Raw genomic sequence first — 25,923 nt, forward strand, 5'->3', positions numbered from 1 at the left:
TGACAGAACAGGATTTTTGCTTATGCTGCCAGCACGCGCGATTGACGTGCAGCCCGCTCAGCGGCGATTCAGACAGCGTCGCGATGCGTCGCACGGTAGTCGCGCGCGGACATGCCGAAGCGACGTCGAAACGTGCGACTGAAATGCGATGCGTTATTGAAACCCCACGCCATCGCAATATCGGTAATCGAGCGGTTTGCGTAGGCGCGTTGCCGAAGCCACTCGCCGCATCCGTCGAGTCGGGCCGTACAGATGATCTCGCCGATCGACTCTCCGACCTCGGCGAACAGCCGGTAAAGATAACGGCTGGATACCCCCAGTGCATCGGCGATCTGTTCGGGTCCCAGTTCCGGTTCGCGAATACGGTCACGGATCAACGCACGTGCGCGGAGCAGATGCATCTCTTTCACGTTGGATTTGGGCAGCGGGACCGTGTTGAAATAATCCGCCAACGCCAGCGCGACCAGGTTCGCGGACACGTCGCCAAGCCGCTCGCAACCGGTCGTGGCGCCTTCGTCCGACGAAAGCGCCCGGTGCAGGGACGCGATATGGTCCGCGGCGATCCGGCGGATCCCGGTGGCCGCGGGAATCCTCACCGCGGTGTGCTGCCGGCCGCACGGCACCCATTTCTCCAGCGCCTTGCGGGGAAAGCGGATCGTGTAATGCTGCCCGGAGAAATGCCAGACGAAACTGCGCGACGAATCGAACAGCACCATGTCGGCAGGGCCGACGAACGCGGTGCGGGCATCCTGCTCGATCGCGCCTCGCCCTTCGGTCTGGATCGCCACAAGCAGGTAGTCGTCCGCCGTGCGCCGCACTTCGTCCCAGTCATGCGCCGCGACGTGATCGACCGCCGAGATCCGCGACACACACACGCCGTCGGTGTTCACGCTCGAAATCTCGCCATGAAACCCCTGATCGGACTCGGTCCGGAAAACCATCGGGACGCAGCTGGCCCGAACCTGATCCGCCCATGCCTGAAGCCTGTCGTCGCGATGGTAATGATCCGTGGTCGTCACTTGATTCATGGCACGAGGTTCCGGCGGCAGATACGCGAGAGCGTTATCCCGGACCATTACGCATCCAAAATCCGGCGTCAATGCGCAATACCCCCGGACGGCCGCTTCGAAACGTAGCTGCGATCGAGCGCCTCCACCGAGCGACAACCGATGAGGGCAAGCGTCCGGTCCGTTTCCCGTTTGATCATCTCGATGACGTCGCTCACGCCGGCTTCCCCTCTGGCCGCCAACCCGTATAACGTGGCGCGCCCCAGCATCACGGCCTGGGCCCCCAGCGCGATCGCCTTGACGACGTCGGCCCCCGTCCGTATGCCGCTGTCGAGCATGATCGTCGCGCCCGCGATGCGCTCGACGATGTCCGGCAGCACGTCGGCTGTCGCCGGCAGGGCGGCGAGTTGCCTGCCGCCATGGTTCGAAACGATGACGCCGTCCGCGCCGAGCTCGACGCACCGCGCGGCATCGTCGGCCGTCACGATGCCCTTGACGAGGAGCTTGCCCGGCCATTCGTCCCGCAGGCGGCGCAGGTCGTCCCAACCGAAACTCGCATCCATCTGTCGGCGCAGGATCGCGGCCTGCGAGGCCGTGTCCGATGCATCGTCCGTCGCGAAATTCTTGAGCTCGGGCATGCCGTTCATCAGATAGGACCAAAGCCAGCGCGGGTGCGACAGTCCGTCGACCGCCGCACGTGCACTGGCCTTGAACGGCATCGCGAAACCGTTGCGAAGATCGCGTCGGCGAAAGCCGTTGACCGCGACATCGGTGGTGAGGATCAGGGTCGAATAGCGCGCCGCGCGGGCACGATTGACCAGGCTCTTCGCGAGGTTGCGATGAACGACGTACAGCTGAAACCACAGTTCTCCGTCGGCCCCCTTTGCCACCTCCTCGATGGACATGTTGGAAGCCGTCGACAGCGCGAACGGAATACCGGCCTTGCCCGCCGCGCGCGCAAGGGCGAGGTCGCCCTTCGGCCAGAAAGCGCCATTGAGGCCCGTTGGCGCGATCACCAGCGGTAACGGGTTCCGCCGGCCCAACAACGCCACGGACTGCGCGCGTGTGCTGACGTCCGACAGCCGGCGCGGCAACAACTGCAATGTATCGAACGCCGAACGGTTATGCGTCAGCCCCGATTCATCGTCCGCCGCGCCTTCCAGATAGTCGAACACCATGCGTGGCAGCCGCCGTCTGGCTTCGTCTCGATAGTCGCTGACGGAGAACATGCCGGGAAATCCTGTTGTCATGATCGGGGTACTGTCGGAGTCAATCGTGATGCAAAAAAACGCGGCGCGCCGGCGTGCGGTTTCGCGCGCCGCTGTCGACCGGACGAGCGAGATCAACCGCCATTGATGGGCGGAATATGGCGACGCACGATCATCAGGCAGATGAACACCATCGCCATCGCGGCGCCCAGCATGCCCAGGTATGCGGACGCACCGCCCTGCGTGATCACGAATGCCCCCGCGAACGCGCTGAGAATCGCGCCAAGCCGCCCGAACGCGAGCGCGGACGCGGTCCCGGTCGCGCGAATCTCGGTGGGATAGACGTACGCGCAAAGGGCATACATCGTCGACTGGACCGCGTTCACGAAGAGGCCGTGCAGACCGATTCCGAACACGAGCAACGTCGTGTGGGCGGACACGTCGAGACCGCGCAGGAACAGCGCGCTCGCGGATGCCATCAGGCAACAGACAAGCAAAGGCCAGCGCGATCCGAACCGACCGATTGCCAGCGCGCAGCCCATTGCGCCGAATACGCCGCCGAGGTTGTAGGCGGTCAGACCGGAACCGGCCACCGACGGGCTGAGCCCCTCGCCCGCCAGCATCGTCGGCAACCAGCTGAATGCGCTGTAGACCGCGACCAGGTTCATGAAGAATGCGACCCAGATCGCCACAGTGTCACGGCCCTGATGGTCCGCGAACAGCGCACGAAAGCCCGGGCGCGGTCCCGCCTTCTGCTCCTTCTGATCGGCGAACACGGCGTCCGGCTGAATCGAGCGGGACATGCGGGTCAGCAGGTGACGCAATTCGTTCCAGCGTTCGTGACGGCGGGCAAGATAACGCGGTGATTCCGGCATGACGAAATACAGCAGCAGCGCCAGTGCCACGGGAAGCGTGCCGCCGATCAGAAAGAGTCCCCGCCAGCCGTAATGAGGCAGCACGACGCTCGCGAACAGCCCCGCCAGCATGCCCCCGAGCGGTACGCAAACGATGGTGGCGGTCACGGCGAGCGTGCGCCGGCGTGCGGGCGTGAATTCCGCCGTCATGGTCGTCGCGCTCGGCAGCGCACCGCCGATACCCAGTCCCGCGAAGAAGCGCAGGATCGCGATGGTCGTGACGTCCGGCGACAGCGCGATCGAACTCGTCGCCAAGCCGAATACCAGCACGCTCCCGATGATGGCCCAGCGCCGGCCGAACCTGTCCGCGAACAGCCCGGCGAACGCGCTGCCGATCCCCATGCCGACGAGGCCGGCTGCGACGGCGGGCGCGAATGCGTTGCGCGTGATGCCCCATTCCTTGATCAGGCTGGGAATGGCGAACCCGATGAGTTGCCCGTCGAATCCATCCATCACGATCGCAAGCGCGGCGAGCAGGACGACCGTTCGCTGGAAAGCCGAGAACGGTCCATCGTCGAGGGTACGGCCGATGTCTACCGTCGGCAGAAGAGGATTACGATCGTTCATTTCGCTCTCCCCGCCAGATCGGTCAAGTCTGAATCGCATCGCCGGGTAATCCGTGTTCCGACGTGACGGTCAAGCTCGAACCGGATGCGATCGAGCGACAACTCGAAATTGACGACAGGCATTGCAGTCTCCTTGTGCCGATCGCTCGTCGTTCGAGGAGCGAAGGCTACTCACCGGTATATCGTTGTTGTTTTGTTCGCGTCCACGATCCGGAGGCCCGTCTCTTCCACCATGAAAAAGACGCGCCCCGACCGCGGCAACGATCAGAACGGGTAGTGACGAGGCGTCGTTTGCACGGTGATCCAGCGCAAATCGGTAAATTCCGCGACTCCGGCTTTGCCGCCGAAATGCCCGAAACCACTGGACTTCATCCCGCCAAACGGCATTTGCGCCTCGTCGTGAACCGTCGGCCCGTTGACGTGGCAAAGCCCGGACTCGATACGCCGCGCGACCGTCAACGCGCGCGCGACATCACGGCTGAAGACCGCCGCCGACAGACCATATTCATTGTCGTTCGCGCATGCGATGGCCGCTTCGTCTCCATCGACGCGGACGATCGCCTTGACGGGCCCGAACGACTCCTCCCGGTAGATATGCATGTCCGCCGTCACGTGATCGAGCAACGTGGCCGGCATCAGCGTGGTATCGGATTTCCCTCCGCACACCAGGGTCGCGCCTTTCGCCAGCGCGTCGTCGATCAGGTCGTTGCATCGCCTGACGGTCGCCATGTCCACGACGGAACCGAGGACGGCCGGGCCCTTTCTCGGATCGCCAAGCGGCAGGCTCTTGGCCTTCTCGGCCAGACGCGCGACGAATTCGTCGGCGATCGCCGTGTCGACGACGATGCGTTCGGTGGACATGCAGATCTGGCCGGAATTGGCGAACGCGCCGAATGCCGCGCCTTGCACGGCAGCGTCGAGGTCGGCATCGTGAAGCACCAGAAACGGCGCCTTTCCGCCGAGTTCAAGTACCGAAGGCTTCAGATACTTCGCGCACTGGGTCGCGATGATGCGGCCGACGCGCGTCGAACCCGTGAAGTTCACCCGCCTGACCGCGGGCTCGGCAATCAGCGCTTCGACAATGTCGCCGGCATTCGCCGGCGCATTCGTGACGAAGTTCACGACGCCGCGCGGCAGTCCCGCATCCTGCAATGCCTCGATGATGAGGCCGTGGGTCGCGGGGCAAATCTCGGAGCCTTTGAGCACGACGGTATTGCCGCACGCCAGCGGCAACGCAACCGCACGCACGCCCAGGATGACGGGAGCGTTCCACGGTGCGATCCCGAGCACGACGCCGGCAGCCTGCCGAACCCCCAGCGCGAGACTGCCGGGTACGTCCGACGGAATCACTTCGCCCGAGATCTGCGTGATCATCGCAGCGGCTTCGCGCAACCCGTCGGCCGCAAGCTTGACGTTGAAATCGGCCCACAGGCGGGACGCGCCCGTTTCGGTTGCGATTGCCAGCGCGAAAGCGTCGCCCTTTGCCTCGAGTGCCTCCGCCGCTCGATTCAGCAACGCGCGTCGCTCGCCCGGCCCCATCGTCGACCATGCGGGAAACGCGGCGGCCGCGGCATGCACCGCGGCTTGTGCATCGGCGACGGTCGCGGCCGGCGCCGTCGAGGCGACCGTGTCGTCGAGCGGGTTACGGCGCTCGAATGTCGCCCCGTCGCGAGCCATCGTGCGCTCGCCATTGATCAGCATCGCTACCTGATTCACTTCCGTCTCCTCGAATATGTTTGACATGCCGGCCTGCCGAATCGCCGATTCACGGTCAGGCCACGACGATTTCCACAAGGCGCGTTTCACCCGACGACAACGCATCTTCCAGCGCGGACTTGAGCAACCGTGCGTCGCTCACCCGAACCCCCTTGCAGCCCATGCCGTGGGCCAGAGACACGAAATCCAGCCCAGGGAGATCGGTGCCCTGCACCGGATCCGACGCGGAAAAGCCAAATACGGGCGCGAATTCCTGCAAGGCGGCGTAGCGGGAATTATTCAGGATGACGAATGTGATCGGGAGAGCGAGCTGGACCGCGCTGTAGATCGCTTGCGGCGAATACATCGCCGAGCCGTCGCCGATGAGGCCGATCACGCGGCTGCCCGGTTTGCCCAAAGCCACGCCCACCGCGGCGGGCATGCCGTAGCCCAGACCGCCGCTTGCCATCGTGTAGAACGTCTGACCGCGCGTGAACGGCAGATACCGTTGCATGACGGGGCGCGAACTCGGCGCCTCCTCGACCACGATATCGGCTGCATGGCGGACCTCGGACAGCGTCTGCAACGCATAGGCGACCGACATGACCGCCGTGGGCTCGGCGCGCTCGACGGCCTCGCGAGGCGCCGGTAGCGGCCGACCCCGCGGCGCCGGACGGGCGAGCAGGTCCGCCAGCCCCAGGCGAATGTTCGCCACCACCGACGTACCGGCCGGCGTCCACGCCGCGGTGGCCGGATCGTCGATGAGCTGGTACAACGCCGCACCGTCAGGCACATGCGGCCCACTGCCTTCGACGTGATACGCGAACGCCGGCGCCCCGACGACGAAGATCAGGTCATGCCCGTGCAGAATCCGGACGATTTTTTCGCGCATCGCCGGAAGGAATCCGGCGAAGAGCCGATGATCTTCAGGGAAGCTGCAGCGCGACGACATCGGCGCGACGTAAACCCGCGCGTTGTGGCGCTCGGCGATCTGGATAACCTCGCTCCAGGCATCGGCGCGATCGAGTTCCGCGCCGACGACGATGGCCGGCCGCTGGCAGCTGTCCAGCGCGTCGCCGATCTCCGCGATCCGTTCCGGATCGGGACGGAACCGGGTGCTGACCCGTGTCGCCTCGACGAAGTCGGCCGGCTGATCCCAGTCGTCGACCGGAATGGAAACGAACACGGGGCCACGCGGCTCCTGCATCGCCACGTGGTACGCACGGGCGAGCGCCAGCGGCACATCCGCGGCACGAGCCGGTTCGATGCTCCATTTCACGTAGGGGCGCGGCAACTCGGTTGCCTGCGACGCCGACAGAAACGGATCGAACGGCAGGATCGAGCGGGCCTGCTGGCCGGCAGTCACGATCAGCGGCGTGCGGTTCTTGAACGCCGTGAAGATGTTGCCCATCGCATTGCCGACACCGGCCGCCGAATGCAGGTTGACCAGCGCGGCGTTGCCGGTCGCCTGCGCATACCCGTCCGCCATGCCGACAACGACCGCTTCCTGCAAGCCCAGCACGTACCGGAAATCCTCCGGGAAGTCGCGGAACATCGGTAGCTCGGTCGAGCCGGGATTGGCAAACACGGACGTCATGCCGAGGCGCCGCATCAAGTCCACGACGGCGTCGCGAACGGTCGGCTGCCCACTTGTGTTTCGTTGCATCTCGAATCCTCTGCGGTTCGCCACTCGGGCTGGCGGTGATGGGATGAGCCGCAGTATGGGATTCGATACCTTGTTTGAAAATTGCCAAGAATGCTCAAAGTCATTACATTCATGCATGACATCGCCGAGTGGCCTGACGGGTCCATTCAGGCCGGAAGCCTTACCGGGCGGGGCTGAGCGCCGCCAGCACCGGTTTTCCGGCAGCCGCCGCGAGCGTACGCGGCGGTTCCTTTCAGGGAAGACACCTAGCGCCATCCGACTCGGGATCTTGTTCGCCCCCTTTATTCCCTTTCAATCAGGTTCGCCGCGATGAGTTTCAATCTGCAGCAGTTGACGATGTTCACGACGATCGTGTCCGCCGGTAGCCTGGGACGAGCCGCGACGCTGCTCGACATGACCCAGCCCGCGCTGAGCAGATCGATCAAGCGGCTCGAGGAATCGGTCGGGGCGCCGCTGTTCGAGCGCCACACGAAAGGGATGCAGCTGACCGCGCTGGGCGAGGCGTTGATGCCGCATGCCATGTTGCTGCAAAGGGAAGCCGAGCAGGCGCGCGAGGAACTGGACGCGATGCGCGGCCTCGCGAAAGGCGTCATCAAGGTGGGCGCGGTGGGCAGCATCGCGAGCCTCGTGCTGCCGATGGCCATCGCGTGCGTGCTCGATAAATGGCCCAACCTGCGCGTCGAGGTGATTGAAGGCGTGTGGGACCGTCTCGTCGAGGGTTTGCTCGCTTACGAGATCGACCTGGCGCTCTGCACCTCGGGAATCGAAACCGACGAGGTCGCTGCGCTCACCGATTGTTCATGGACCGACCGGAGTTTCGTGGTCGCGGCGACCGATCATCCGTTGCGCTCGACGCGCGGCCTTCGGCTCGAGGACACGCTGACACAACGGTGGGCCATCACGCCCAAGGGAACCGGACCTTATGCCCATATGCAAGAAACCTTCGAAGCCCGAGGCCTCCCGATGCCGGCCATTGCCGTCGAGACCCGGTCGGTCACCGTGCTCAAAAGCCTGGTAGCACGATGCGGCTTCGTCTCATGGATGGCCGAGCCGATGTACGACACCGAAAGCAAGGCCGGCGTCATTGACGCGCTGGACATCGAAGGCCTGGATGCGCAACGCACGTTGACCGCGTTTCGGCGCCGGCGCGGCACGCTACCCACACCCGCGGTCAAGCTGCTGGACGAATTGCGTCAACTGACCGGATCGTTGCGCAAGTGAGCAGGCGGCCGGCGAGAGGCTTCGGCGTTCCGCCCCCTTCTTCCGGCCGTAATCCTTTTGTACGCCGATACCTATTGTAGATGCACATAAATGTCCGTACCTGAATTGCCAGCCAATACAGAGGGCAGCAATTCCCTAAGGAAACACTGATCAATGAGCCTATCGCAGCCGGATCGGCACATACGGCGCGCAATTTTTAAACTGGAAGGCCGCCGCAGTGAATTTTGGGCATCTGCGCGACCACGTCCCAGCATTTTTCACACACCAGACGGACTGCTCCCATGGCATGGCCACAGCCGCTTTCGTGCCATCACCAGGTTCGCCAGTGCAAACAGGCTGAACAGTTGCGCCGTGTTCCGGGCCAGCCCCCTGTAGCGCACCTTGCGATGTCCGAACAGATTCTTGACGACATGGAACGCATGCTCAACCCGCGCACGAATCTGCGCCTTGGTCCGCTCGACCGCAATCACCAGATCCTTGAGCATGCCCTGGGGCATCGTCTTGATCTTGCTGCGCCTGAACGCCACGTGCCACTTCAGTGCCCGCCCCTTCATCTCCTCGCGCTTGTCCACGCCGGTGTAGCCTGCATCGCCGAACGCTTCAGGCTCGTGGCCGTGCAGCAGCGCGTGTGCCTGCGATACATCCGACTCATTGGCGGCCGTGGTGATCACGCTATGCACCATCCCCGCGTCAGCGTCCATCCCGATGTGAGCCTTCATGCCGAAATGCCACTCGTTGCCCTTCTTCGTCTGGTGCATCTCGGGGTCCCGGCTCTTTTCGGCATTCTTCGTCGACGGCGGGGCCTCGAAGATCGTCGCATCCACCAGCGTGCCTTCCTTCATCATCAGCCCGCGCTCGCACAACTCAATGCCGATCTCATCGAACAGCTTTCGCGTCAGTTCGTGCTCCACCAGCAGGCGCCGGAACTTCAGCAGCGTGGTAGCGTCCGGCATATCCTCGCGCGCCAGCGCGATGCCCGCGAAGGCGCGCATCGCGATGCTGTCGTACAGAGCATCCTCAAGCCCTTCGTCAGACAGGCTGTACCACTGCTGAAGAAAGTAGATCCGCAGCATGCGCTCAAGACCGATCGGCGGCCGACCCCGTTCACCTTTCGGGTAGTACGGCTCAATCACCGACAGCAGGCGCCGCCACGGCACCACCGTCTCCATTTCCGCAAGGAAGCGCTGTCGCCGGGTCACTCGCTTCTTGCCCAGGTTTTCCGCTTCTGCAAAACCAATCTGCCGTTTCATCGTCGTGGGACCGTTCCGTGAGCTTCTTTCTACAACGCCCTCGGCTTCGTCAGCGATGACCGCCAAGCCGAATTGATCAGTGTTTGACCCTGACCCAAGAAATAGTCCGGTGCAAAAGTAGAGAAATTCGGCATGATGTGTCCAAGCGGACACGAAGGCCATGCCATGAAGACGAGCAAGTTTACGGAAGAGCAGATCGCATTTGCCCTGAAGCAAGCCGAGCTGGGTACGAAGGTCGAAGAGATCTGCCGCAAACTCGGAATAAGCGAGGCGACTTTCTACAACTGGAAGAAGAAATTCGGAGGGTTGGGGCCTTCTGAGCTGCGCCGCTTGCGCCAGCTCGAAGAGGAAAACGCGAAGCTGAAGCGGCTCGTGGCGGACCTGAGCCTGGACAAGGCCATGTTGCAGGACGTACTCGCAAAAAAGCTCTGAAGCCTGCCCGTCGGCGCATGTTGATCGATGAATTGCGTGATCGCTATCGAACCAGCCTGACGAAGACTTGCGCGTTGTTTGGCATGTCTCGTTCGCTGTATCGGTATCAGTCGGTTGCGCGCGATTCGTCGGCGCTGCTCATGCGTATCAAGGAAATCACCGCCACGCGCGTGCACTATGGGTATCGGCGCGTTCACGTGGTCCTGCGACGGGAAGGCTGGCGAGATAACTGCAAGCGCGTCTACAGGCTGTATCGGGCGGAGGGCCTTTCACTGCGGCATAAGCGACCACGACGTAACAAATCGGCTCGGCTGCGACAGCCCAAGCATATCGTGACCGCGATCAACGAAATTTGGAGCATGGATTTCGTTGCGGATGCACTGTTCGATGGGCGACGCCTTCGGACTCTGACCGTCGTCGACAACTACACACGGGAATGCCTGGCCATCGAGGTTGGACAAAGCCTGAAGGGAGAGCATGTGGTCGAAGCGCTGACGCGTATCACCGCCATGCGCGGGCACCCTGCCACGATCAAGGTCGACAACGGCAGCGAGTTCATCTCGAAGGCAATGGATCGCTGGGCGTATGAACATGGCGTCGAACTGGATTTCAGCCGGCCGGGCACGCCTACTGACAACGCCAAGGTCGAAAGCTTCAACGGGCGCTTCCGGCAAGAATGTCTGAACGCGCATTGGTTCTTGTCATTGGCCGACGCGCAGAGCAAAATCGACGACTGGCGCACGTACTATAACGAGGTGCGTCCCCACTCTGCATTGCAGTGGATGACGCCCGCCGAATTCGCCCGTCAGGCAAGGGAATCCGCCTCGCCTGACAACTCAACCAAGCCGGAAATCTCCACTTCCGACCGGGACTAATTCTGGTTCAGGGTCAATGCAGCCCCGACTCCCAATTACTTGCCGCCGATCGATATCCGCCATAACTCGTAGCGCTCGTGACCGTTTGGGACCAGACCTGCGACATGGTCACTCAGCGCGCTCGACGTGAAGACGAGATCGCCGGTCGGAAGCAGAGCCGGAGTGTCCGGCCAATGCACGCCATCGTCGGATGCGATCAACGACATCGATTTCGTGCCCGGTTCGTACTTTACGATGCCATTGTGCGTGACATCGGTAATGTAGAGCACACCGTGCGAATCCGTCACGATTCCGTCCGTGTTGCCACCGACAGCACCAAGATCACGAATCTCCGTGGCGATCTTCTCATCTGTCGCACCGTGCAGCCTAAGAACGGCGGTCGAAACCGAACGTGCGCGTGTTCCTGTCGTCACGGTCCAATACAGCGTCGCACCGTCCGGCGACAGCGCGATACCATTGATACCTATCAGCAGCGGCTTTTCCGGCCATACTTCAACTCCATGGGAGACGACCTTTACCCCAGCTTCGACCTGCAAATACGGATGCCCATCCAGCACACGTCGCGCCGTGCCTGACGCAAAATCGGCGACGATCAGTCCGACCTTGTTATGCGGTGAACTGCGAGAGCCACTGTCGGAAACATACGCGATGCGCCTGTGTTCGTCGACGACGATGTCGTTGAGGAAGCTGCCGGCACGATCGGCCACACCGTCGAGGGCGATGCGCTTCACGATTCGTCCGGATTTCAAATCGAACACCACGATTTTCTGGGCTCCAGCAGGTGCCTCCGATTCCCCGGCAACGAACCCCATGTCAAGTGCCCAGAGCCAGTCGTTTTTCCGATCGACGTAGAAGCCCAGCACGTTGCGCAAATGCTCGCTCGGAGCAGTTGCTGTGGAATTGCCTTCCATTGACGGAAATGGCGTCAGTCGCGCCGGGCCGGTAGTTGCCCGAGTATCCAGCCTGCTTAGCGTCGCCGGTGTCGACGCGGCGACGAACCGCGGGGTACTCACATATGCGGTACCGCGTGCGTCGAAATGAAGCCCGGCAATCGGCGCATTGACCGAGCCTGCGAACGGCGCGGGATCCCCACCGTCTTTCGGAATCTCCCAACTTACTCCGGCGTAGCTTCGCCAGCGTTCAAGCCGGGTATCGGCCACCGCAGTCGCTGCGGTCGCGCAACTGATGAAGGCAATTGCGAAAGCAAATGGCGTAACTCGACTCAAGCGCTCGAACATGATGAAGGATGGTGAATTCGTTAGATGCGGTTATGCGACTTGATGCAGATGCAGCAATTTGAAGGTTTCGATCCATTGACCGGCGGTCGCGCGGAATGCGTCCATCAGCGGGCTGCGCATGTGGTACTCCCACGACGCGCGGTCTGCCCATTGCTCAAAAAAGACGACCATCCCCGGCTGATCCAGCGATTCATGCAGTTCGTAACTGAGACAGCCGGGCTGGTGGCGCGCCATCTCGACGAGTTCCTGTTGGGCTTGAACCAGCACCGCTTCGCAACCGTGCTTCGCCTCTACGAGTGCGACAATGACGTGGGCAGACATATCGAGGCACCTGTTCACAGAATCGACCGAAAAGTGCCGCCTTCGACGCGCACCGCAGCACCGTTGGATGCGGCACCCAAAGGACTGACCAGCAACGCCACTATGGCGGCAATCTCGTCGGCCTCGATCATGCGGGCGATCAGTGAGCTCGGACGATACGTGTCGAAGAAGTGGGATTCGATTTCCGCATCGGTCATATCGGGTCGTGGCGCGGTCTGCCGCAAATACGCGACGATGCCTTTGGAGCGCGTAGCGGACGGCAGTACGCTGTTGACGGTCACACCCGTACCCTTCGTCAGTTCGGCCATTCCGCGCGAGACCGCGAGCTGGGCCGATTTGCTGACACCGTAGTGCACCATGTCCGGCGGCGTGAACGCCCCGACTTCGCTGGACATGAAGATGACACGCCCCCAGTTCTTCGCAAGCATGCGAGGAAAGTAATGACGTGACAGCCGTACGCCCGACATGACGTTGACATCGATCATTCGCAGCCATTCGTCATCAGTGATCTCGGCGAAGGCCCTGGCTTCGTAGTAGCCAAGGTTATTCACGAGAATATCCGTATCCGGCTGCGCTTCGATCAGTTCCGCGACACCTCGCTTGCCGCTCACATCGGCGACGATTCCGCGCACGCTGCCGCGATGCGCGGTAGCGGATATCTCGGCGACGGCGGTGTCGAGTTTGTCACGCTGACGCCCGGTGATCGTGACCGACACACCTTCGCCGGCCAACGTTCGTGCAATGGCCATGCCGATGCCAGCGGTGGCGCCGGTGACGATGGCAGTTTTACCTTCAAGTTGCAGATCCACCGTTTGCTTCTCCCTTGCTCGTCGAAGGACCGGCTACGCCGGTCCATTGCGTGGCATTACTTCAGCCGCTTCAGCATCTCGCCCGCGACGTCGAGTGCGGAGGCCGGATTCTGACCGGTGATCAATTCGCGGTCGGTCACCATGTGCGCGGTAAATGGCACCTCGTTGCTGCTATAGATGCCGCCGGCCTGCTGCAGCGCGGTCTGCGGATAGAACTTCATCACTCCGCCGCCAAGCAGTCCTTTTGCCTGCTCCTCTTCCGCGTTGCTGATCACCGTCATGCGGTAACCGGAATAGATCCATTTCGGGTAGCTGCCGCTCGCGTTCCCCGAGGCGAGCTTTCGTGCAAAGCCCTGTGCATCGGACAGGGTCGACAGCAACGCAATCGGACCATGACAAACGAGCGCCGTGGTCTTGCCGCGCGCGTGAAAATCGGCCAGCAGTCGGCCCACTGCGGGGCTGGTCAGAAGATCCTGCATCGGCGCGTGGCCGCCGGGAACATAGACGGCATCGAAGTGCTCGTAACCGATCTGCTCCACCCGCGACAGACTGATCACGGGAGAGTGCGAGCGCGACGTGATTTGCAGCTTGTCGAGCAAAGCCTGGTAACCGCGCATCGCCTTTTCGTCGCCGTTGAAGTACATCTTGTCGGCAGACGTCGCATCCATCGTGGGCGCGTTGCCCTCGGGCGTGGCGAAGGTCACCTGGTGGCCGGCATCAAGCAAGGCCTTCACGGGCTGCATCAGTTCGTTCAGGTAGAAGCCCGTCGCGAAGACCTTGCCGTCCTTCAGATCGAGGTGATCGGAATCCGACAACACCACGAGCACGTTGGCCGCGTGAGCGCTGTACGCTGCAATGCCGAGCATGGCGGCAACGGCGAGCTTGCGCATCGAATGCATAGCGTTCTCCATGGGGAATTTCAGGCCTGCCCTGAATGATTCAGCAACAGATAACGGATCGCCGCGCCAACGCCGGAAGCCGACTGCGGGTTCTGGCCGGTCACGAGACGTCCGTCGACGACGACCTTCGCCGTCCAATTCGGTACGGGATGGTGATGCGCGCCGCGCTGTGTCAACGTGCTCGCGAGCAGGAAAGGCACGACGCGATCGAGTTGAACCGCGCGCTCCTCTTCATCCGTGAATGCGCTGAGGTTCTTGCCGGCGACCAGGTACGTTCCGTCGCCGAGGGTCACATCCACCAGCGCGGCGGGGCCATGACATACCGCGCCGACCACACCGCCTGCCTCATAGACCGCGCGAGTCACCTTTTGCACGTCGGGATTGCCCGGAAAATCCCACATCGCACCGTGGCCGCCTGCAAAGTAGACAGCCGCATATTTCGACGCGTCGACATCGCCCAGTCGCTGCGTGTGGCGCAGCGCGTCGCGGAAAGCACTGTCGTTCCAATAGCGCGCGTTGACTTTGTCCGTCAGGTCAAGCCCGTCGACGGGAGGCTCGCCGCCCAGAATCGACGCGAATTCGACCGGGATGCCGGCCGCGTCGAGTTCGGCAAGCGGATGCGTCACTTCGCCGAGATAAAACCCGGTCGGCTCGCCGGTCGAGCCTTTCGTCGCGTGGCTCGTGAGTACGAACAGCACGGACAAGTCCTGCCGGTCGCGATGTTCACTATTCATGGTTCGCTCCTCGATATCAGTGGGTGACCCGACGACGGATCACAATGCGCCCACTTTATTTGGCTCAACGGAGGAGATAAACTGAGTCAGAAGGAAATCTTCTGTTCTCTGGAGGACAAGATGGGGCGAAGATTCGACCATCTCGGTGATGTGGAAGCGTTTGTCACGGTAATTGAAAAAGGCTCGATGACCGCCGGCGCGGTGGCCTTGGGCAGCACACCTTCGGTTCTGAGCCGAGCTATCACGCGCCTGGAGACTCGGCTGGGTGTGCAGTTGCTGCGTCGTTCGACCCGACGGTTGAGCCTGACGGAGCAAGGCAGGCTCTATCTGGAACAATCGCGCGCAGCGTTCTTGTTGATCGACGATGCCGAGCGCGCCATTCAGGGGCAGGACGGCGCGCTGACAGGTCATGTCCGGCTCAGCGTACCGACGACGTACGGACACTATCGTCTGCCACCGCTGCTTCGGAAGTTCACGCAGCAACACCCGCAGGTTCGCGTGGAGTTGAATATCGCGAACCGGAACGTCGATCTGGTGGCCGAAGGTTTCGATCTGGCGATCCGGCTAGGCGCATTGCCCGACAGTGGACTGGTCGCGCGCAAGCTCGAAGATGCAGCGTTATGCCTGGTAGCGTCGCCCGATTACATCGCCAATGCTGGCATTCCGGAAAACGTGGCCGCTCTGGAGTGCCACCTTTGCTTGCCTTTCATGCTGCCCAGCAGCGGCCGTATCGCACCGTGGGTGTTCCAGGACGGCGGTCAGGACATCGACTGGCTGCCGCCTTCGAACATCGCGGTCTCCGACGATGTGCTGGGTGTCGTTTCAATGGCGCAGAGCGGCGCCGGCATCTGCCAGACCTATGATTTTATTGTTCGGGACCGGATTCAGGCCGGAACTCTCGTCGAACTGCTGCCCCACCTCCGTGGCCGCACACGGCCGTTTTCTGTGATTTATGCGCCTCATCGTCGCTTGTCTGCGGCATCACGGGCCCTGATCGACATGCTTGTCGCGTCTACCCCCGATTCATCCAAATGAAAGCAGAATGATGGTTGATGGACTCTCAGCGCTCAGCACGGGTTCGGGAAATTCGAACGGCTCACTGATTGCCACGGTTGAACGACACCAATGAATGCAAGTGGCGTAGCGACTTCATGCAACGATTCGAAGCACGTTGAAATCAGCCTGAAGCCGGCATGTCTTAAGGCTTTTCGTATTCGGGCGGTTACGCGCGTTTGATTTGCTTGATCAAAAAATCGACCATATCTCGCTGTGCGTTGTCAAGAATATCGCCGGTGCCGACTAGCGCAAGCTCTGACGGTGGCAATGGAGGCAAATCGGTGCAGACTCGATGCTCCGGCAAGATCGCAGACTTCGGTAGCACCGAGATAGCCAGACCTGCGGCGACCGCTGCCTGAATCGCAGTAAGGCTTTGGCTGCCAAACGCTATGCGCCAGGCACGCTGCGCCTTGTCGAGACTGCGGATCGCCCGCTGACGGTAAATACATCCGTGGGGAAAAAGCGCAAGCGCGATCGGCTCATCCGAATCCGGCTTCGGGGGATCAGCATCCCGCCCCCGCACCCAAGCAAGCGACTCTGGCCAAGCCGCGAAGCAGTCGCCTCTGCCGGGTTCCCGCTTGACGAGTGCGAGGTCTATTTCCCTCGCGGCAAGCTTGCCTTGCAAATCCGCGCTCATACCCGCCGACGTTTCAAGCCTCACATCCGGTCGGACCTTCAGAAAACCCGAGAGTATTGCCGACATGCGCCGCGCATCGAAGTCCTCCGGGACCCCGATTCGAACCGGCGAAAGCTTGACGTCGCGCTGGAGCACCTCGCGGGCTTCCTGCGACAACGCCAGCAGCCTCCGCGCGTACTGCGCGAGCAAGACACCGTGTTCGGTGGCAACGACATGATTCCCCGAACGGTCCCTGAGCAGCAGCGGGCGACCTACCGACTCTTCCAGCTTTCGCACCTGCTGGCTAACAGTCGACTGCGTGCGATGAACACGTTCGCCTGCACGAGTGAAGCTGCCTTCATCAACGACGCAAATCAGCGTCTTCAGTAGCTCGAGATCAAACATGGTCAGTCATTTGAAATTTAAATATCAATGATTTTATTATCTAATTTCTAAATATGAAACCTTCTGCCTATGATGCGAATGTCTTCTAGCCAAACAGGAACAATGATGTCACTGAAAGATACGAGTCGGCCACAATGGCTGACATTCGACTGCTACGGCACGCTCATTCAATGGGACGAAGGTTTGCTGGCAGCGGTACGCGAGATTCTTGGAAAACGGCAGGCAACGGAGGTCGACGCATCCAGATTCATCGACGTTTACGACCGGTATGAACATGAGCTCGAGCAGCAATCGCCCCACCGCACCTTCCGTCAGGTTTCCGGCCAGGGCCTTCGACTTGCGCTGGAGGAATTCGGGCTTGCCGGGAGCGAAAGCGACGCCGCAGTGCTGACTTCGAGGATTGCGGCGATGCCACCGTTTCCCGAGGTCGTCGGCACGCTAGGGAAGTTGAAAGCAATGGGATACCGTCTGTGTATTGTCTCGAATACGGACGACGACATTATTGCAGGCAACGTAGCACAACTTGGCGGCTATATCGACAGGGTCATTACTGCACAACAGGCCGGGGCCTACAAACCAGCACGTCGGCTGTTCGATTACGCGCACGAACAGCTTGATGTATCGAAGGACGACGTTGTTCACATTTGCGCCAGCCCGCATCTGGACCATGCAGCGGCGCGAGACATCGGATTTCGTTGCGTGTGGATTGATCGAGGCACCGGTCGAAAATTGCTGCCGGACTACACTCCAGACGCGACGTTACAGACGCTGCACGAAGTACCGGAACTCTTTGCTACGCTCGACTGGTAGTCCATTGTCCCGTTACCCCGATCACGGCTTGCCCAAGTGCATGCAATATTGCCGGAAGACGCGACGCGTTCCGATCGGGGTACATCACACACGCTTCTCATCATCGACATACTGATCGCGGTCCGGCACATAAACCCTGATCCCAGAACGACACGTAACGATTTGCATCCGGTGACCCGAAACGTCGACGCTGAATCCCGACGCAAATCAGGATGACTCTCGCTCCAGGACTGCCCCGCTCCACCACCCATCTTGCTCCGCTTCCGACACCGGCAAGAACCCGTTGGTTTCCCAAGATCACTGGTCGGACCGGCCGCTGAAAAACTTGATCGGCATGGTGCCGGTCTACTTGGTAAGGCGACTGAGACTTCTCTCTTTGAGCCGTTGAAGGGCGCTCAGGTCGGATCCTCTTGCTCCCGATGCCAAAGGTCGTGGATGCTTTGTTTGCAACGCGCTCCAACTTCCAACGATGGCCTCAAGCTCAGTGCGCTCCAGCACAAACGCATTCTGCCGACTCATGCGGCTGGATCATCTGCATGATTGGTCCCGGTACTGGCCTCGACACATCCGATCGCAATCAGTCGGTTCGGTCGATGCGAGTGTCCGGACTTTAAGGACACGAAGGCGTGAGAGTCAAGTCGTGCGATACCACTCCCTGCATTGCTCGTTTCGACCAGTATCGTCGGCTTGCCGCACTTGTTCACGAGGTTACTCACCCAGATACGCGGCGCGCACCTTCGGATCGTCGAGCATCTGCTTCGCGTCGCCTTCCATCGTGACCGTGCCCGAATCCATCACGTAGCCGCGGTCGGCCGCCTGCAGCGCGAGGCGCGCGTTCTGCTCGACGAGCAGCACCGTGATGCCCTCCTTCGAGATCTCGCGCACCACTTCGAAGATCTTCTCGACCATGATCGGCGACAGACCCATCGACGGCTCGTCGAGCAGCAGCAGCTTCGGCTTGCTCAGGATCGCGCGCGACATCGCCAGCATCTGCTGCTCGCCGCCCGACAGCGTGCCCGCGAGCTGCGACGCACGCTCCTTCAGCCGCGGGAAGAAGCCGAACATCCGGTCGACGTCCTTCTTGATCTGCTCGGTGTCGTTGCGCAGGTACGCGCCCATCTGCATGTTCTCGATGATCGACATCCGCGCGAAGATCCCGCGGCCTTCCGGCACCATCGCGAGGCCGCGCTTGAGCAGCTCGTGCGGCGGAATGCCCTTGATCGACTTGCCGTCGTACTCGATGTCGCCCGCCGAGTACGGCTTCAGGCCCGTGATCGCCTTCATCGTCGTGGTCTTGCCCGCGCCGTTCGCGCCGATCAGCGTCACGAGCTCGCCCTGACGGACTTCCATGTCAACGCCCTTGACGGCCTGGATGCCGCCGTAGTTGACCTGCAAGCCCTTGATTTTCAACATTGCCGCTGCCATCAGTGCACCCCTGCGCCGAGATATGCCTCAATCACCTTCGGATTCTTCTGCACGTCCTGCGGCAGACCCTCGGCGATCACCTTGCCGTAATCGAGCACCGTCATCCGGTTGCACAGCCCCATCACGAGCTTCACGTCGTGCTCGATCAGCAGGATCGTGCGGCCGTCCGAGCGGATCTTGTCGAGCAGGCGCGTGAGTTCGACCTTCTCGGTCGCGTTCATCCCGGCCGCCGGCTCGTCGAGCGCGAGCAGCTTCGGATCGGTGGCCAGCGCGCGCGCGATCTCGAGACGGCGCTGGTGGCCGTACGACAGGTTGCGCGACGTGTAGTCCGCGTACTGCAGCACGCCGACGTATTCGAGCAGCTCGATCGCGCGTTCCTTGATCTCGCGCTCTTCCTGGCGCTCGGCCGGCGTCTGGAACACCGCGCCGAGCAGCCCGTGCTTGGTGCGCACGTGGCGGCCCACCATCACGTTCTCGAGCGCCGTCATGCCGCCGAACAGGCGGATGTTCTGGAACGTGCGCGCGATGCCGGCCTTGGCCACCTGGTGCACGGCCGTCGGCGTGTAGTTCTGGCCGTCCAGCTTGAAGTCGCCGGAATCCGGCGTGTAGAGGCCCGTGATCACGTTGAAGAACGTGGTCTTGCCGGCGCCGTTCGGGCCGATCAGGCCGTAGATCTCGCCTTCCTTGATCTGCAGGCCGACGTCTGACAGTGCCTGCAGGCCGCCGAAGCGTTTGTTCACGCCCTGCACGGACAGTCGGATTTGCTTGTCGCTCATGTGTATATCCCCTGTGTCCGTCGATTAAGCGCGCACCGGCTTCTTGCTGTTGCGCTTCGCCAGTTTCGCGATCTTGTCCTCATGCTTCGGCGCGGGCCACAGGCCTTCCGAGCGGTACAGCATGATGACGACCATCGCGAGGCCGTACAGCGCCTGACGGATCACTTCCGTATCGACGATGTCGTGGCCGAACAACGCATGCTGCAGCGGGCTCATCGTCGAGCGCAGGAACTCCGGGAAGATCGCGAGCAGCACCGCACCCAGGATCACGCCCGGGATGTGGCCCATGCCGCCGAGCACCACGCAGGCGAGCACCACGATCGATTCCCAGAACGTGAACGATTCCGGCGACACGAAGCCCTGGAACGAGCCGAACATCGCGCCCGACAGGCCGCCGAACGACGCGCCCATCGCGAACGCGAGCAGCTTCACGTTACGGGTGTTGATGCCCATCGCCTTCGCCGCGATCTCGTCTTCGCGGATCGCTGCCCACGCACGGCCGATACGCGAGTGCTGCAGGCGCGTACAGACCCAGATCACCAGCAGCGAGCACAGCACGAACAGGTAGTAGTACATGTAGACCGACGGCAGCTGCAGGCCGAACAGCGAGTGCGTCTGCGACAGGTTGAAGCCGCCGACATGCACCGGATCGATGCCCGTGATCCCCTTCGGGCCGTTGGTGATGTTCACCGGACGGTCGAGGTTGTTCATGAAGATCCGGACGATTTCACCGAAGCCGAGCGTCACGATCGCCAGGTAGTCGCCGCGCAGGCGCAGCGTCGGCGCGCCGAGCAGGATCCCGAAGGTCGCCGCCAGCGCCATCGCGATCGGCACGATGATCAGGAACGGCACGTGCAGGCCGTTCGGCGCGAGCGCCGCGATCCACTCGAACTGCGAGGTCAGGTGCGGCGAGCTCAGCAATGCCGCCGTGTATGCGCCCACCGCGTAGAACGCGATGTAGCCGAGGTCGAGCAGGCCGGCGAAGCCGACCACCACGTTCAGGCCCAGCGCGAGCATCACGTACAGCATCGCGAAGTCGAGCACGCGGACCCAGTAGTTGCCGCCGGCCGAGCCGATCACGATCGGCGCCGCGATCACGAGGACGGCGGTCAGCAGGCCGATGACGATGGTCTTGGCGGTGTTGCGCTCTTCGACGAGCGACGTCGAGGATTCGATCGGTTGAATGGATGTCATGTTGTTTGCTCCCTTCCGTTACGCGCGATCCGCGACCCGTTCGCCCAGCAGGCCCGACGGACGGAACACCAGCACGATGATCAGCACCACGAAGGCGAACACGTCCTGGTAGTTGCTGCCGAATACGCCGCCCGTGAGGTTGCCGATGTAGCCGGCCCCGAGCTGCTCGATCAGGCCGAGCAGCACGCCGCCGACCATCGCGCCGCCGAGGTTGCCGATCCCGCCGAGCACCGCGGCGGTGAACGCCTTCATGCCGGGGATGAAGCCCATGTAGAAGTGCACGTTGCCGTATTCAGAGGCGATCATCACGCCGGCCAGCGCGGCGAGCGCGGAGCCGATCATGAACGTCGCGGAGATCACGAAGTTCGGGTTCACGCCCATCAGGCTGGCCGTATTCGGGCTTTCGGCGATCGCGCGCATCGCGCGGCCGAGCTTGGTCTTGTGCACGAGCAGCAGCAGGCCGCCCATCACGATGAACGCGACCGCGATGATCACGATTTCAGTCACGGAGATCACGGCGCCCGGCGTCGTGTCGGTGGCCTTGATCACGTTGATCGGATCGGTCGGCAGCAATTGCGGGAACGGCAGCGGGTTGCGCGACCAGATGATCATCGCGGCCGTCTGCAGCAGGATCGACACGCCGATCGCGGTGATCAGCGGCGCGAGGCGCGGCGCGCGGCGCAGCGGCCGGTACGCGACGCGCTCGATCGTGAAGCCGACGAACGCGCAGACGACCGCGGCGATGCCCAGGCCGATCGTCAGCGTCGCGACGTTGCCGAGTCCGGGAAAATGGTTCTGCAGCACGGTGATGGCCGACAGCGCGACCATCGCGCCGATCATCAGCACGTCGCCGTGCGCGAAGTTGATGATGCCGAGAATGCCGTACACCATCGTGTAGCCCAACGCGATGATGGCGTAGACACTGCCGAGCACCAGCCCGTTCAGAATTTGTTGGACAAAAATGTCCATGTCACTCCCAAGAGTTGATTACTATTGGATCGGCATGCGAGAACGCCGATTACTCGTCGTTCTCGCTCGAAGTATCACTGCGTCGGACTGAGGTTATCGCCCGACACTTTGTACACGGTCACCGGCGCATCAATCCAGTCACCGTTCTTGTCGAACGCGACCTTTCCGACCAGCGTCGAGAACTGGATTTGCTTGAGCATCGGAACGAACTTTTCGGGGTCCGTCGAATTCGCCGCCTTCATCGCCTGCGCGACCACCATCGTGGCCGAATAGAATGCCGGCGAGTAAACATCGTTCTTCACACCGAATTGCTTTTCATACCGCGCCGCGAATTCCGGACCACCGGGCAACGTCGCGAGCGGTGCGCCGCCTTCGGCGCAATACCCCCGCCCATTCAGCGTTCCGGCAGCCAGCTTCGGCATATCGACCGAGCAGATCCCGTCCCCGCCTAGCACCGGGACCGCAAGACCCAACTGCTTGGACTGTCGCCCGATGGCGGCTGCCTGCGCGTAGTACCCGCCGTAGAAGATCGCGTCCGGGCGCTGAGCCTTGATGTGCGTCAGAATCGCGTTGAAGTCCGTTGCCTTGTCGTTGGAATATTCCCTGGCGACGACGTCGATACCGTTCTTCTTCGCCGTCGCGGCAAACACGTCAGCTACGCCTGATCCGTATGCCGTGCGATCGTCGATCACCGCCACGCGTTTTGCATGCAATACCTTTGCCGCATATTCGGCCATGCGTGCGCCCATCACGTTGTCATTGGCCGCAAGCCGGAAGACATACGGGAAGCTCTGCTGCGTGATCGCCGGATTTGAAGCGGCGCCGGTAATCATCGGAACACGCGCATTGTTGTAGATGCGGGACGCGGGAATGGTCACGCCGGAGTTGTAGTGGCCGATGACCGCCTTCACACCCGAATCGACGAGCTTCTGAGCGACAGAGACGCCCGTTTTGGGATCTGCAGCATCGTCCTCGGACAGCATTTCGAACTTGATGGATTGACCGTCGACGACGATCGGCGTCCGATTCAGCTCTTCAATCGCCAGCCGCACGCCTCGCTCATCGTCCTTGCCGAAATTCGATTGGCCGCCCGTCAACGGGCCCGCGACACCGATCCTGACAGTCTGATCCGCATGCGCGGCAGAAATCAATGCGGGGCTGATTCCCCCGAGCAACAGGGTGGCGATGGTGAGTTTGTGACAGTACTTCATGTGAAACCTCCGTGGCGTGGGCAAATTGGGTAGTCGACATGGTTGCAGCGTCAGGAGCGCGGGCACGAGATGGCCGATTTCGCTTGACGTGGGATAGTCAGTCCCGCCAGTGCGGTTCTGCAGATTCCAGAAGCCGCTTGAGCGAGCGAAAATGAAGTCGTGCATATTCATCTCGATCACGGGCGAATTCACGAGAAGTCCGACGAGCCAGTTCATCGCTCACGCGCTTAAGCGGACGCCCGCTCGACATCGCGAGGATTTGGACCTGGGCGGCTCGTTCGAGGTAGTAGAGATCGTCAAGTGCCGCGGCAATCGAAGGGCCCGTGACTATCACGCCGTGGTGCTCGAGCATCAGGACACGCTTGGAAGACAACGCGGCGGCAATCCGGTCTCCTTCCTGTTCGCTGAGTGCAAGTCCTCCGTATTCCGACTGATCACGGTCGTATGCAATGCGATCGAAAAAGCGAAGGCTGTTCTGATGGCACATTTCGAGGCAAAAGCCGTCGAGCGTCGTCAGTGCCGTGGCATAAGGCATGTGCGTATGAAGTACGCATGCGGCATCAGGCGAGGCGCGATGAACTCGGGAATGGATGTTGAGCGCGGTTTTCTCGACTCGTCCGACTCCGTCGATTACCGAGCCGGCGGAATCGACGAGCAGCAAATCAGCCGGTCGGATCTCTTCGAAGCTGAGTCCGAACGGATTGATCAGATACGTTTCCCGACTGCCCGGGAGCAAGAGACTGAAATGGTTGCATGTGCCCTCGTGGAAGCCGAGGCGCGCGGCGATGCGAAATGCCGCGGCCAGATCGTCGCGAGCATTCGCGAGCTCATCGGTCTTCGATCCAGGAAAAAAATCGGTGGCGTGTGCCATGGGGTCGTCCAGTGCAAGTATGCGTATGCGATTCCCCTTCAATGTAGTGAATCAAACCTGCACGGATACATGTACACTTTAAAACGAGGGTGACTAACTGTATTGGGTTCGTCGCCTGCACGGTTATATGGGCCGGTATTTTTGATGTGATAGGTGCGGCGATGAAACCGATACTGACGCTCGATCCCCAGGGGGAATCGTCCCTGGTTCAACAGATCGTGGCCGGGCTGACGGCAACGGTGAACGAAAGAACCTGGCGGTCCGGGGCCAAGGTTCCGAGCATCCGCGTATTCGCCGAGGCACATGGCGTGTCGACATTTACGGTCGTCGAAGCATACGATCGCCTGGTGGCGCAAGGCGTCTTGATGGCACGACGTGGATCCGGCTTTTATGTCGCGGATCGAAGCCGTAGCGAGATACCTCCGACCATCGAGAAACTCAACGAGGAATTCACGAATGGATGGTCGCTGCGTAACGTTCTGGAGGGAACGGAAGGCACGATTCACGCGGGCTCGGGATGGATTCCGGAGGCATGGTTCGACGCGGACGGCCTTGGGCGGGCGCTAAGACAGGTAGCGGCGCAGCCGCGATCGCTATTGGGGTATGGGCACGCAAAGGGGTATGAGCCGTTGCGTGAGCAAATCGTGCGGCAACTTGCGGAACACGAGATCGAGGCAAGTTCCACGGGCATCGTCACTACGCTGGGTGCCAACCAGGCGCTGGATCTCGCCATTCGTCACCTTACGCGCGAGGGCGATACCGTGCTGGTAGACGAGCCCTGCTACAGCGATCTGCTCGTTGCATTGCGATTGCGCCGGATCAAGGCAGTCGGGATTCCGATGACACCCACCGGTCCGGACGTCGTTTCGATGGAGCAGGCGTTCGAGACTCATCGCCCCAAAGTGTTCTTCACCAATACGCGGTTGCATAATCCGACCGGTGCAAGCTACAGCTCGGCATCGGCATTCAAGGTCCTGAAGCTTGCCGAGCGCTACGACTGCATCATCGTCGAGGACGACGTCTCTGCCGGTCTGGTGTCCGGAAATTCAGTCGCGCTCGCGTCCATGGATCAATTGAAACGAGTGGTCTATGTCGGCAGCTTTTCAAAGACCATCGGTGCCGGCCTGCGCGTGGGATTCGTGGCCGCGGAGCCCGCGCTTCTCGAGGGCCTGCTTTACCAGAAGCTGGTGTCCGGAATGTCGACACCGACGATCACGGAGCAGCTGGCACATGCAGTGCTGTCCGAAGGACACTTCAGGAAGCAGGCCGAGCAATTGCGTGATCGTCTCGCTACCGCTCAGGAACGGACCTGTCGCCGGCTTGAATCGATCGGTTTTGAAGTGTTCTGCGAACCTCGATCCGGAATGTTCGTATGGGCACGGCCCGCGGGAATCAATTGCGATTCGGCCGAACTCGCTGTACGTGCTGTCGACCACAAGATTCTTCTGGCGCCAGGCAATCTTTTCTACGCCACCAATCCAACCAGTAGTTGGCTGCGATTCAATGTTGCGCACTGCAACTTCGATCGTCTTTATGCGTTTCTGGCGCATGCCATTGCACACTGACCCGGTCTCGTCACTAAGCCGCCAGGGAATCGGTGTCGCACAACGCACCGGTGATCTCTCGAACCGCTCGAGTCGGCGCGCGCATGTGCGTCGGGCATTTTTACGGGTGTTCATCCGGCCGGTTTTCAGAACAATCGACACGGCCTGCTGAAACTTCACGGCTGGCGTCCACGCCGTGCGCGGATCCAAC

Annotated in this window: 23 protein-coding genes; 5 read left to right on the top strand and 18 right to left on the bottom strand. The window is 61.6% G+C overall.

Features of this window, described 5'->3' with window-relative positions; all coding sequences use genetic code 11:
• Window positions 1-68: 68 nt before the first annotated feature.
• From VXM69_RS10985 to mdlC, 5 genes are all read right to left on the bottom strand, one after another.
• Complete coding sequence (locus VXM69_RS10985; RefSeq protein ID WP_367188586.1) at window positions 69-1,028, bottom strand: helix-turn-helix domain-containing protein; 960 nt, start codon at window positions 1,026-1,028, stop codon at window positions 69-71.
• Window positions 1,029-1,096: 68 nt separating this feature from the next.
• A complete protein-coding gene (locus VXM69_RS10990; RefSeq protein ID WP_301741092.1) occupies window positions 1,097-2,236 on the bottom strand; it encodes an alpha-hydroxy-acid oxidizing protein in 1,140 nt (379 codons plus the stop codon).
• A gap of 113 nt (window positions 2,237-2,349) precedes the next feature.
• Window positions 2,350-3,696, bottom strand: a complete 1,347-nt coding sequence (locus VXM69_RS10995; RefSeq protein WP_367188587.1) for an MFS transporter — start codon at window positions 3,694-3,696, stop codon at window positions 2,350-2,352.
• 263 nt (window positions 3,697-3,959) lie between these two features.
• Entirely contained in the window at window positions 3,960-5,411 is a 1,452-nt protein-coding gene (locus tag VXM69_RS11000; RefSeq protein ID WP_367188588.1) for an aldehyde dehydrogenase, read from the bottom strand.
• A gap of 55 nt (window positions 5,412-5,466) precedes the next feature.
• Window positions 5,467-7,056, bottom strand: a complete 1,590-nt coding sequence (gene mdlC / locus VXM69_RS11005; protein ID WP_175028328.1) for a benzoylformate decarboxylase — start codon at window positions 7,054-7,056, stop codon at window positions 5,467-5,469.
• Window positions 7,057-7,365: 309 nt separating this feature from the next.
• Here mdlC and VXM69_RS11010 point away from each other — a divergent pair, with 309 nt between their 5' ends.
• Window positions 7,366-8,277, top strand: coding sequence for a LysR family transcriptional regulator (locus VXM69_RS11010; protein ID WP_034189481.1), 912 nt, complete (start codon window positions 7,366-7,368; stop codon window positions 8,275-8,277).
• A 257-nt stretch (window positions 8,278-8,534) separates the two neighbouring features.
• Here VXM69_RS11010 and VXM69_RS11015 read toward each other — a convergent pair whose 3' ends face one another.
• Window positions 8,535-9,527, bottom strand: a complete 993-nt coding sequence (locus tag VXM69_RS11015) for an IS5 family transposase (RefSeq protein WP_367188589.1) — start codon at window positions 9,525-9,527, stop codon at window positions 8,535-8,537.
• A gap of 165 nt (window positions 9,528-9,692) precedes the next feature.
• Between VXM69_RS11015 and VXM69_RS11020 the strand changes: the two genes are divergently transcribed.
• Window positions 9,693-10,834, top strand: a protein-coding gene (locus tag VXM69_RS11020; RefSeq protein ID WP_088578745.1) for an IS3 family transposase whose coding sequence is annotated in 2 segments (ribosomal slippage) — window positions 9,693-9,945 and window positions 9,945-10,834 — 1,143 coding nt in all. Because the reading frame shifts where the segments join, the coding sequence is not laid out codon by codon here.
• Window positions 10,835-10,869: 35 nt separating this feature from the next.
• Here VXM69_RS11020 and VXM69_RS11025 read toward each other — a convergent pair.
• The 5 genes from VXM69_RS11025 to VXM69_RS11045 are packed head-to-tail and all read right to left on the bottom strand — an operon-like array spanning window position 10,870 to window position 14,835.
• The gene (locus tag VXM69_RS11025) at window positions 10,870-12,072 is read right to left on the bottom strand and encodes an L-dopachrome tautomerase-related protein (protein WP_059619758.1); all 1,203 of its coding nucleotides are present in this window, start codon (window positions 12,070-12,072) and stop codon (window positions 10,870-10,872) included.
• A gap of 30 nt (window positions 12,073-12,102) precedes the next feature.
• Window positions 12,103-12,393: a putative quinol monooxygenase gene (locus VXM69_RS11030; RefSeq protein WP_059619756.1), complete on the bottom strand. Its 291-nt coding sequence runs from the start codon at window positions 12,391-12,393 to the stop codon at window positions 12,103-12,105.
• A gap of 14 nt (window positions 12,394-12,407) precedes the next feature.
• Window positions 12,408-13,202: an SDR family NAD(P)-dependent oxidoreductase gene (locus VXM69_RS11035; protein WP_059619754.1), complete on the bottom strand. Its 795-nt coding sequence runs from the start codon at window positions 13,200-13,202 to the stop codon at window positions 12,408-12,410.
• A gap of 56 nt (window positions 13,203-13,258) precedes the next feature.
• A complete protein-coding gene (locus VXM69_RS11040) occupies window positions 13,259-14,092 on the bottom strand; it encodes a type 1 glutamine amidotransferase domain-containing protein (protein ID WP_226112741.1) in 834 nt (277 codons plus the stop codon).
• Between the two features lie 29 nt (window positions 14,093-14,121).
• Entirely contained in the window at window positions 14,122-14,835 is a 714-nt protein-coding gene (locus VXM69_RS11045) for a type 1 glutamine amidotransferase domain-containing protein (RefSeq protein ID WP_069707189.1), read from the bottom strand.
• Window positions 14,836-14,955: 120 nt separating this feature from the next.
• On the opposite strand from VXM69_RS11045, the gene VXM69_RS11050 reads away from it, so the two are divergent.
• A complete protein-coding gene (locus tag VXM69_RS11050; RefSeq protein ID WP_059694766.1) occupies window positions 14,956-15,870 on the top strand; it encodes a LysR family transcriptional regulator in 915 nt (304 codons plus the stop codon).
• Between the two features lie 187 nt (window positions 15,871-16,057).
• Here the strand turns inward: VXM69_RS11050 and VXM69_RS11055 are convergent, their stop codons facing one another.
• The gene (locus tag VXM69_RS11055; protein ID WP_059619746.1) at window positions 16,058-16,912 is read right to left on the bottom strand and encodes a LysR substrate-binding domain-containing protein; all 855 of its coding nucleotides are present in this window, start codon (window positions 16,910-16,912) and stop codon (window positions 16,058-16,060) included.
• Window positions 16,913-17,017: 105 nt separating this feature from the next.
• On the opposite strand from VXM69_RS11055, the gene VXM69_RS11060 reads away from it, so the two are divergent.
• Window positions 17,018-17,722 carry a haloacid dehalogenase type II gene (locus VXM69_RS11060; RefSeq protein ID WP_059619760.1) on the top strand — a complete coding sequence of 235 codons (705 nt, stop codon included), beginning with the start codon at window positions 17,018-17,020 and terminating at the stop codon, window positions 17,720-17,722.
• Window positions 17,723-18,430: 708 nt separating this feature from the next.
• Here VXM69_RS11060 and VXM69_RS11065 read toward each other — a convergent pair.
• From VXM69_RS11065 to VXM69_RS11090, 6 genes are all read right to left on the bottom strand, one after another.
• Window positions 18,431-19,147 (bottom strand): ABC transporter ATP-binding protein, encoded by a 717-nt coding sequence (locus tag VXM69_RS11065; RefSeq protein ID WP_034186304.1) that lies wholly within the window; start codon window positions 19,145-19,147, stop codon window positions 18,431-18,433.
• Window positions 19,147-19,923, bottom strand: coding sequence for an ABC transporter ATP-binding protein (locus VXM69_RS11070; RefSeq protein WP_034178806.1), 777 nt, complete (start codon window positions 19,921-19,923; stop codon window positions 19,147-19,149). Before VXM69_RS11070 ends, VXM69_RS11065 begins: the two co-directional genes overlap by 1 nt.
• Before the next feature lie 24 nt (window positions 19,924-19,947).
• Window positions 19,948-21,117 (bottom strand): ABC transporter ATP-binding protein, encoded by a 1,170-nt coding sequence (locus VXM69_RS11075; protein WP_034186305.1) that lies wholly within the window; start codon window positions 21,115-21,117, stop codon window positions 19,948-19,950.
• Window positions 21,118-21,135: 18 nt separating this feature from the next.
• Window positions 21,136-22,086, bottom strand: coding sequence for a branched-chain amino acid ABC transporter permease (locus VXM69_RS11080; RefSeq protein ID WP_021156797.1), 951 nt, complete (start codon window positions 22,084-22,086; stop codon window positions 21,136-21,138).
• Between the two features lie 74 nt (window positions 22,087-22,160).
• Complete coding sequence (locus VXM69_RS11085; RefSeq protein WP_367188590.1) at window positions 22,161-23,513, bottom strand: branched-chain amino acid ABC transporter substrate-binding protein; 1,353 nt, start codon at window positions 23,511-23,513, stop codon at window positions 22,161-22,163.
• On the bottom strand, window positions 23,395-24,168 hold the full coding sequence (locus tag VXM69_RS11090; protein ID WP_021156795.1) for an aldolase: 774 nt from the start codon (window positions 24,166-24,168) through the stop codon (window positions 23,395-23,397). The genes VXM69_RS11085 and VXM69_RS11090 overlap by 119 nt, the downstream gene beginning before the upstream one ends.
• 161 nt (window positions 24,169-24,329) lie before the next feature.
• On the opposite strand from VXM69_RS11090, the gene VXM69_RS11095 reads away from it, so the two are divergent.
• Complete coding sequence (locus tag VXM69_RS11095) at window positions 24,330-25,733, top strand: PLP-dependent aminotransferase family protein (protein WP_042972937.1); 1,404 nt, start codon at window positions 24,330-24,332, stop codon at window positions 25,731-25,733.
• Window positions 25,734-25,923 lie beyond the last annotated feature (190 nt).

Origin of the sequence: Burkholderia sp. Ed8 (genome assembly GCF_040761425.1) — a bacterium.
In the GTDB taxonomy this organism is placed as follows: Bacteria; Pseudomonadota; Gammaproteobacteria; order Burkholderiales; family Burkholderiaceae; genus Burkholderia; species Burkholderia seminalis.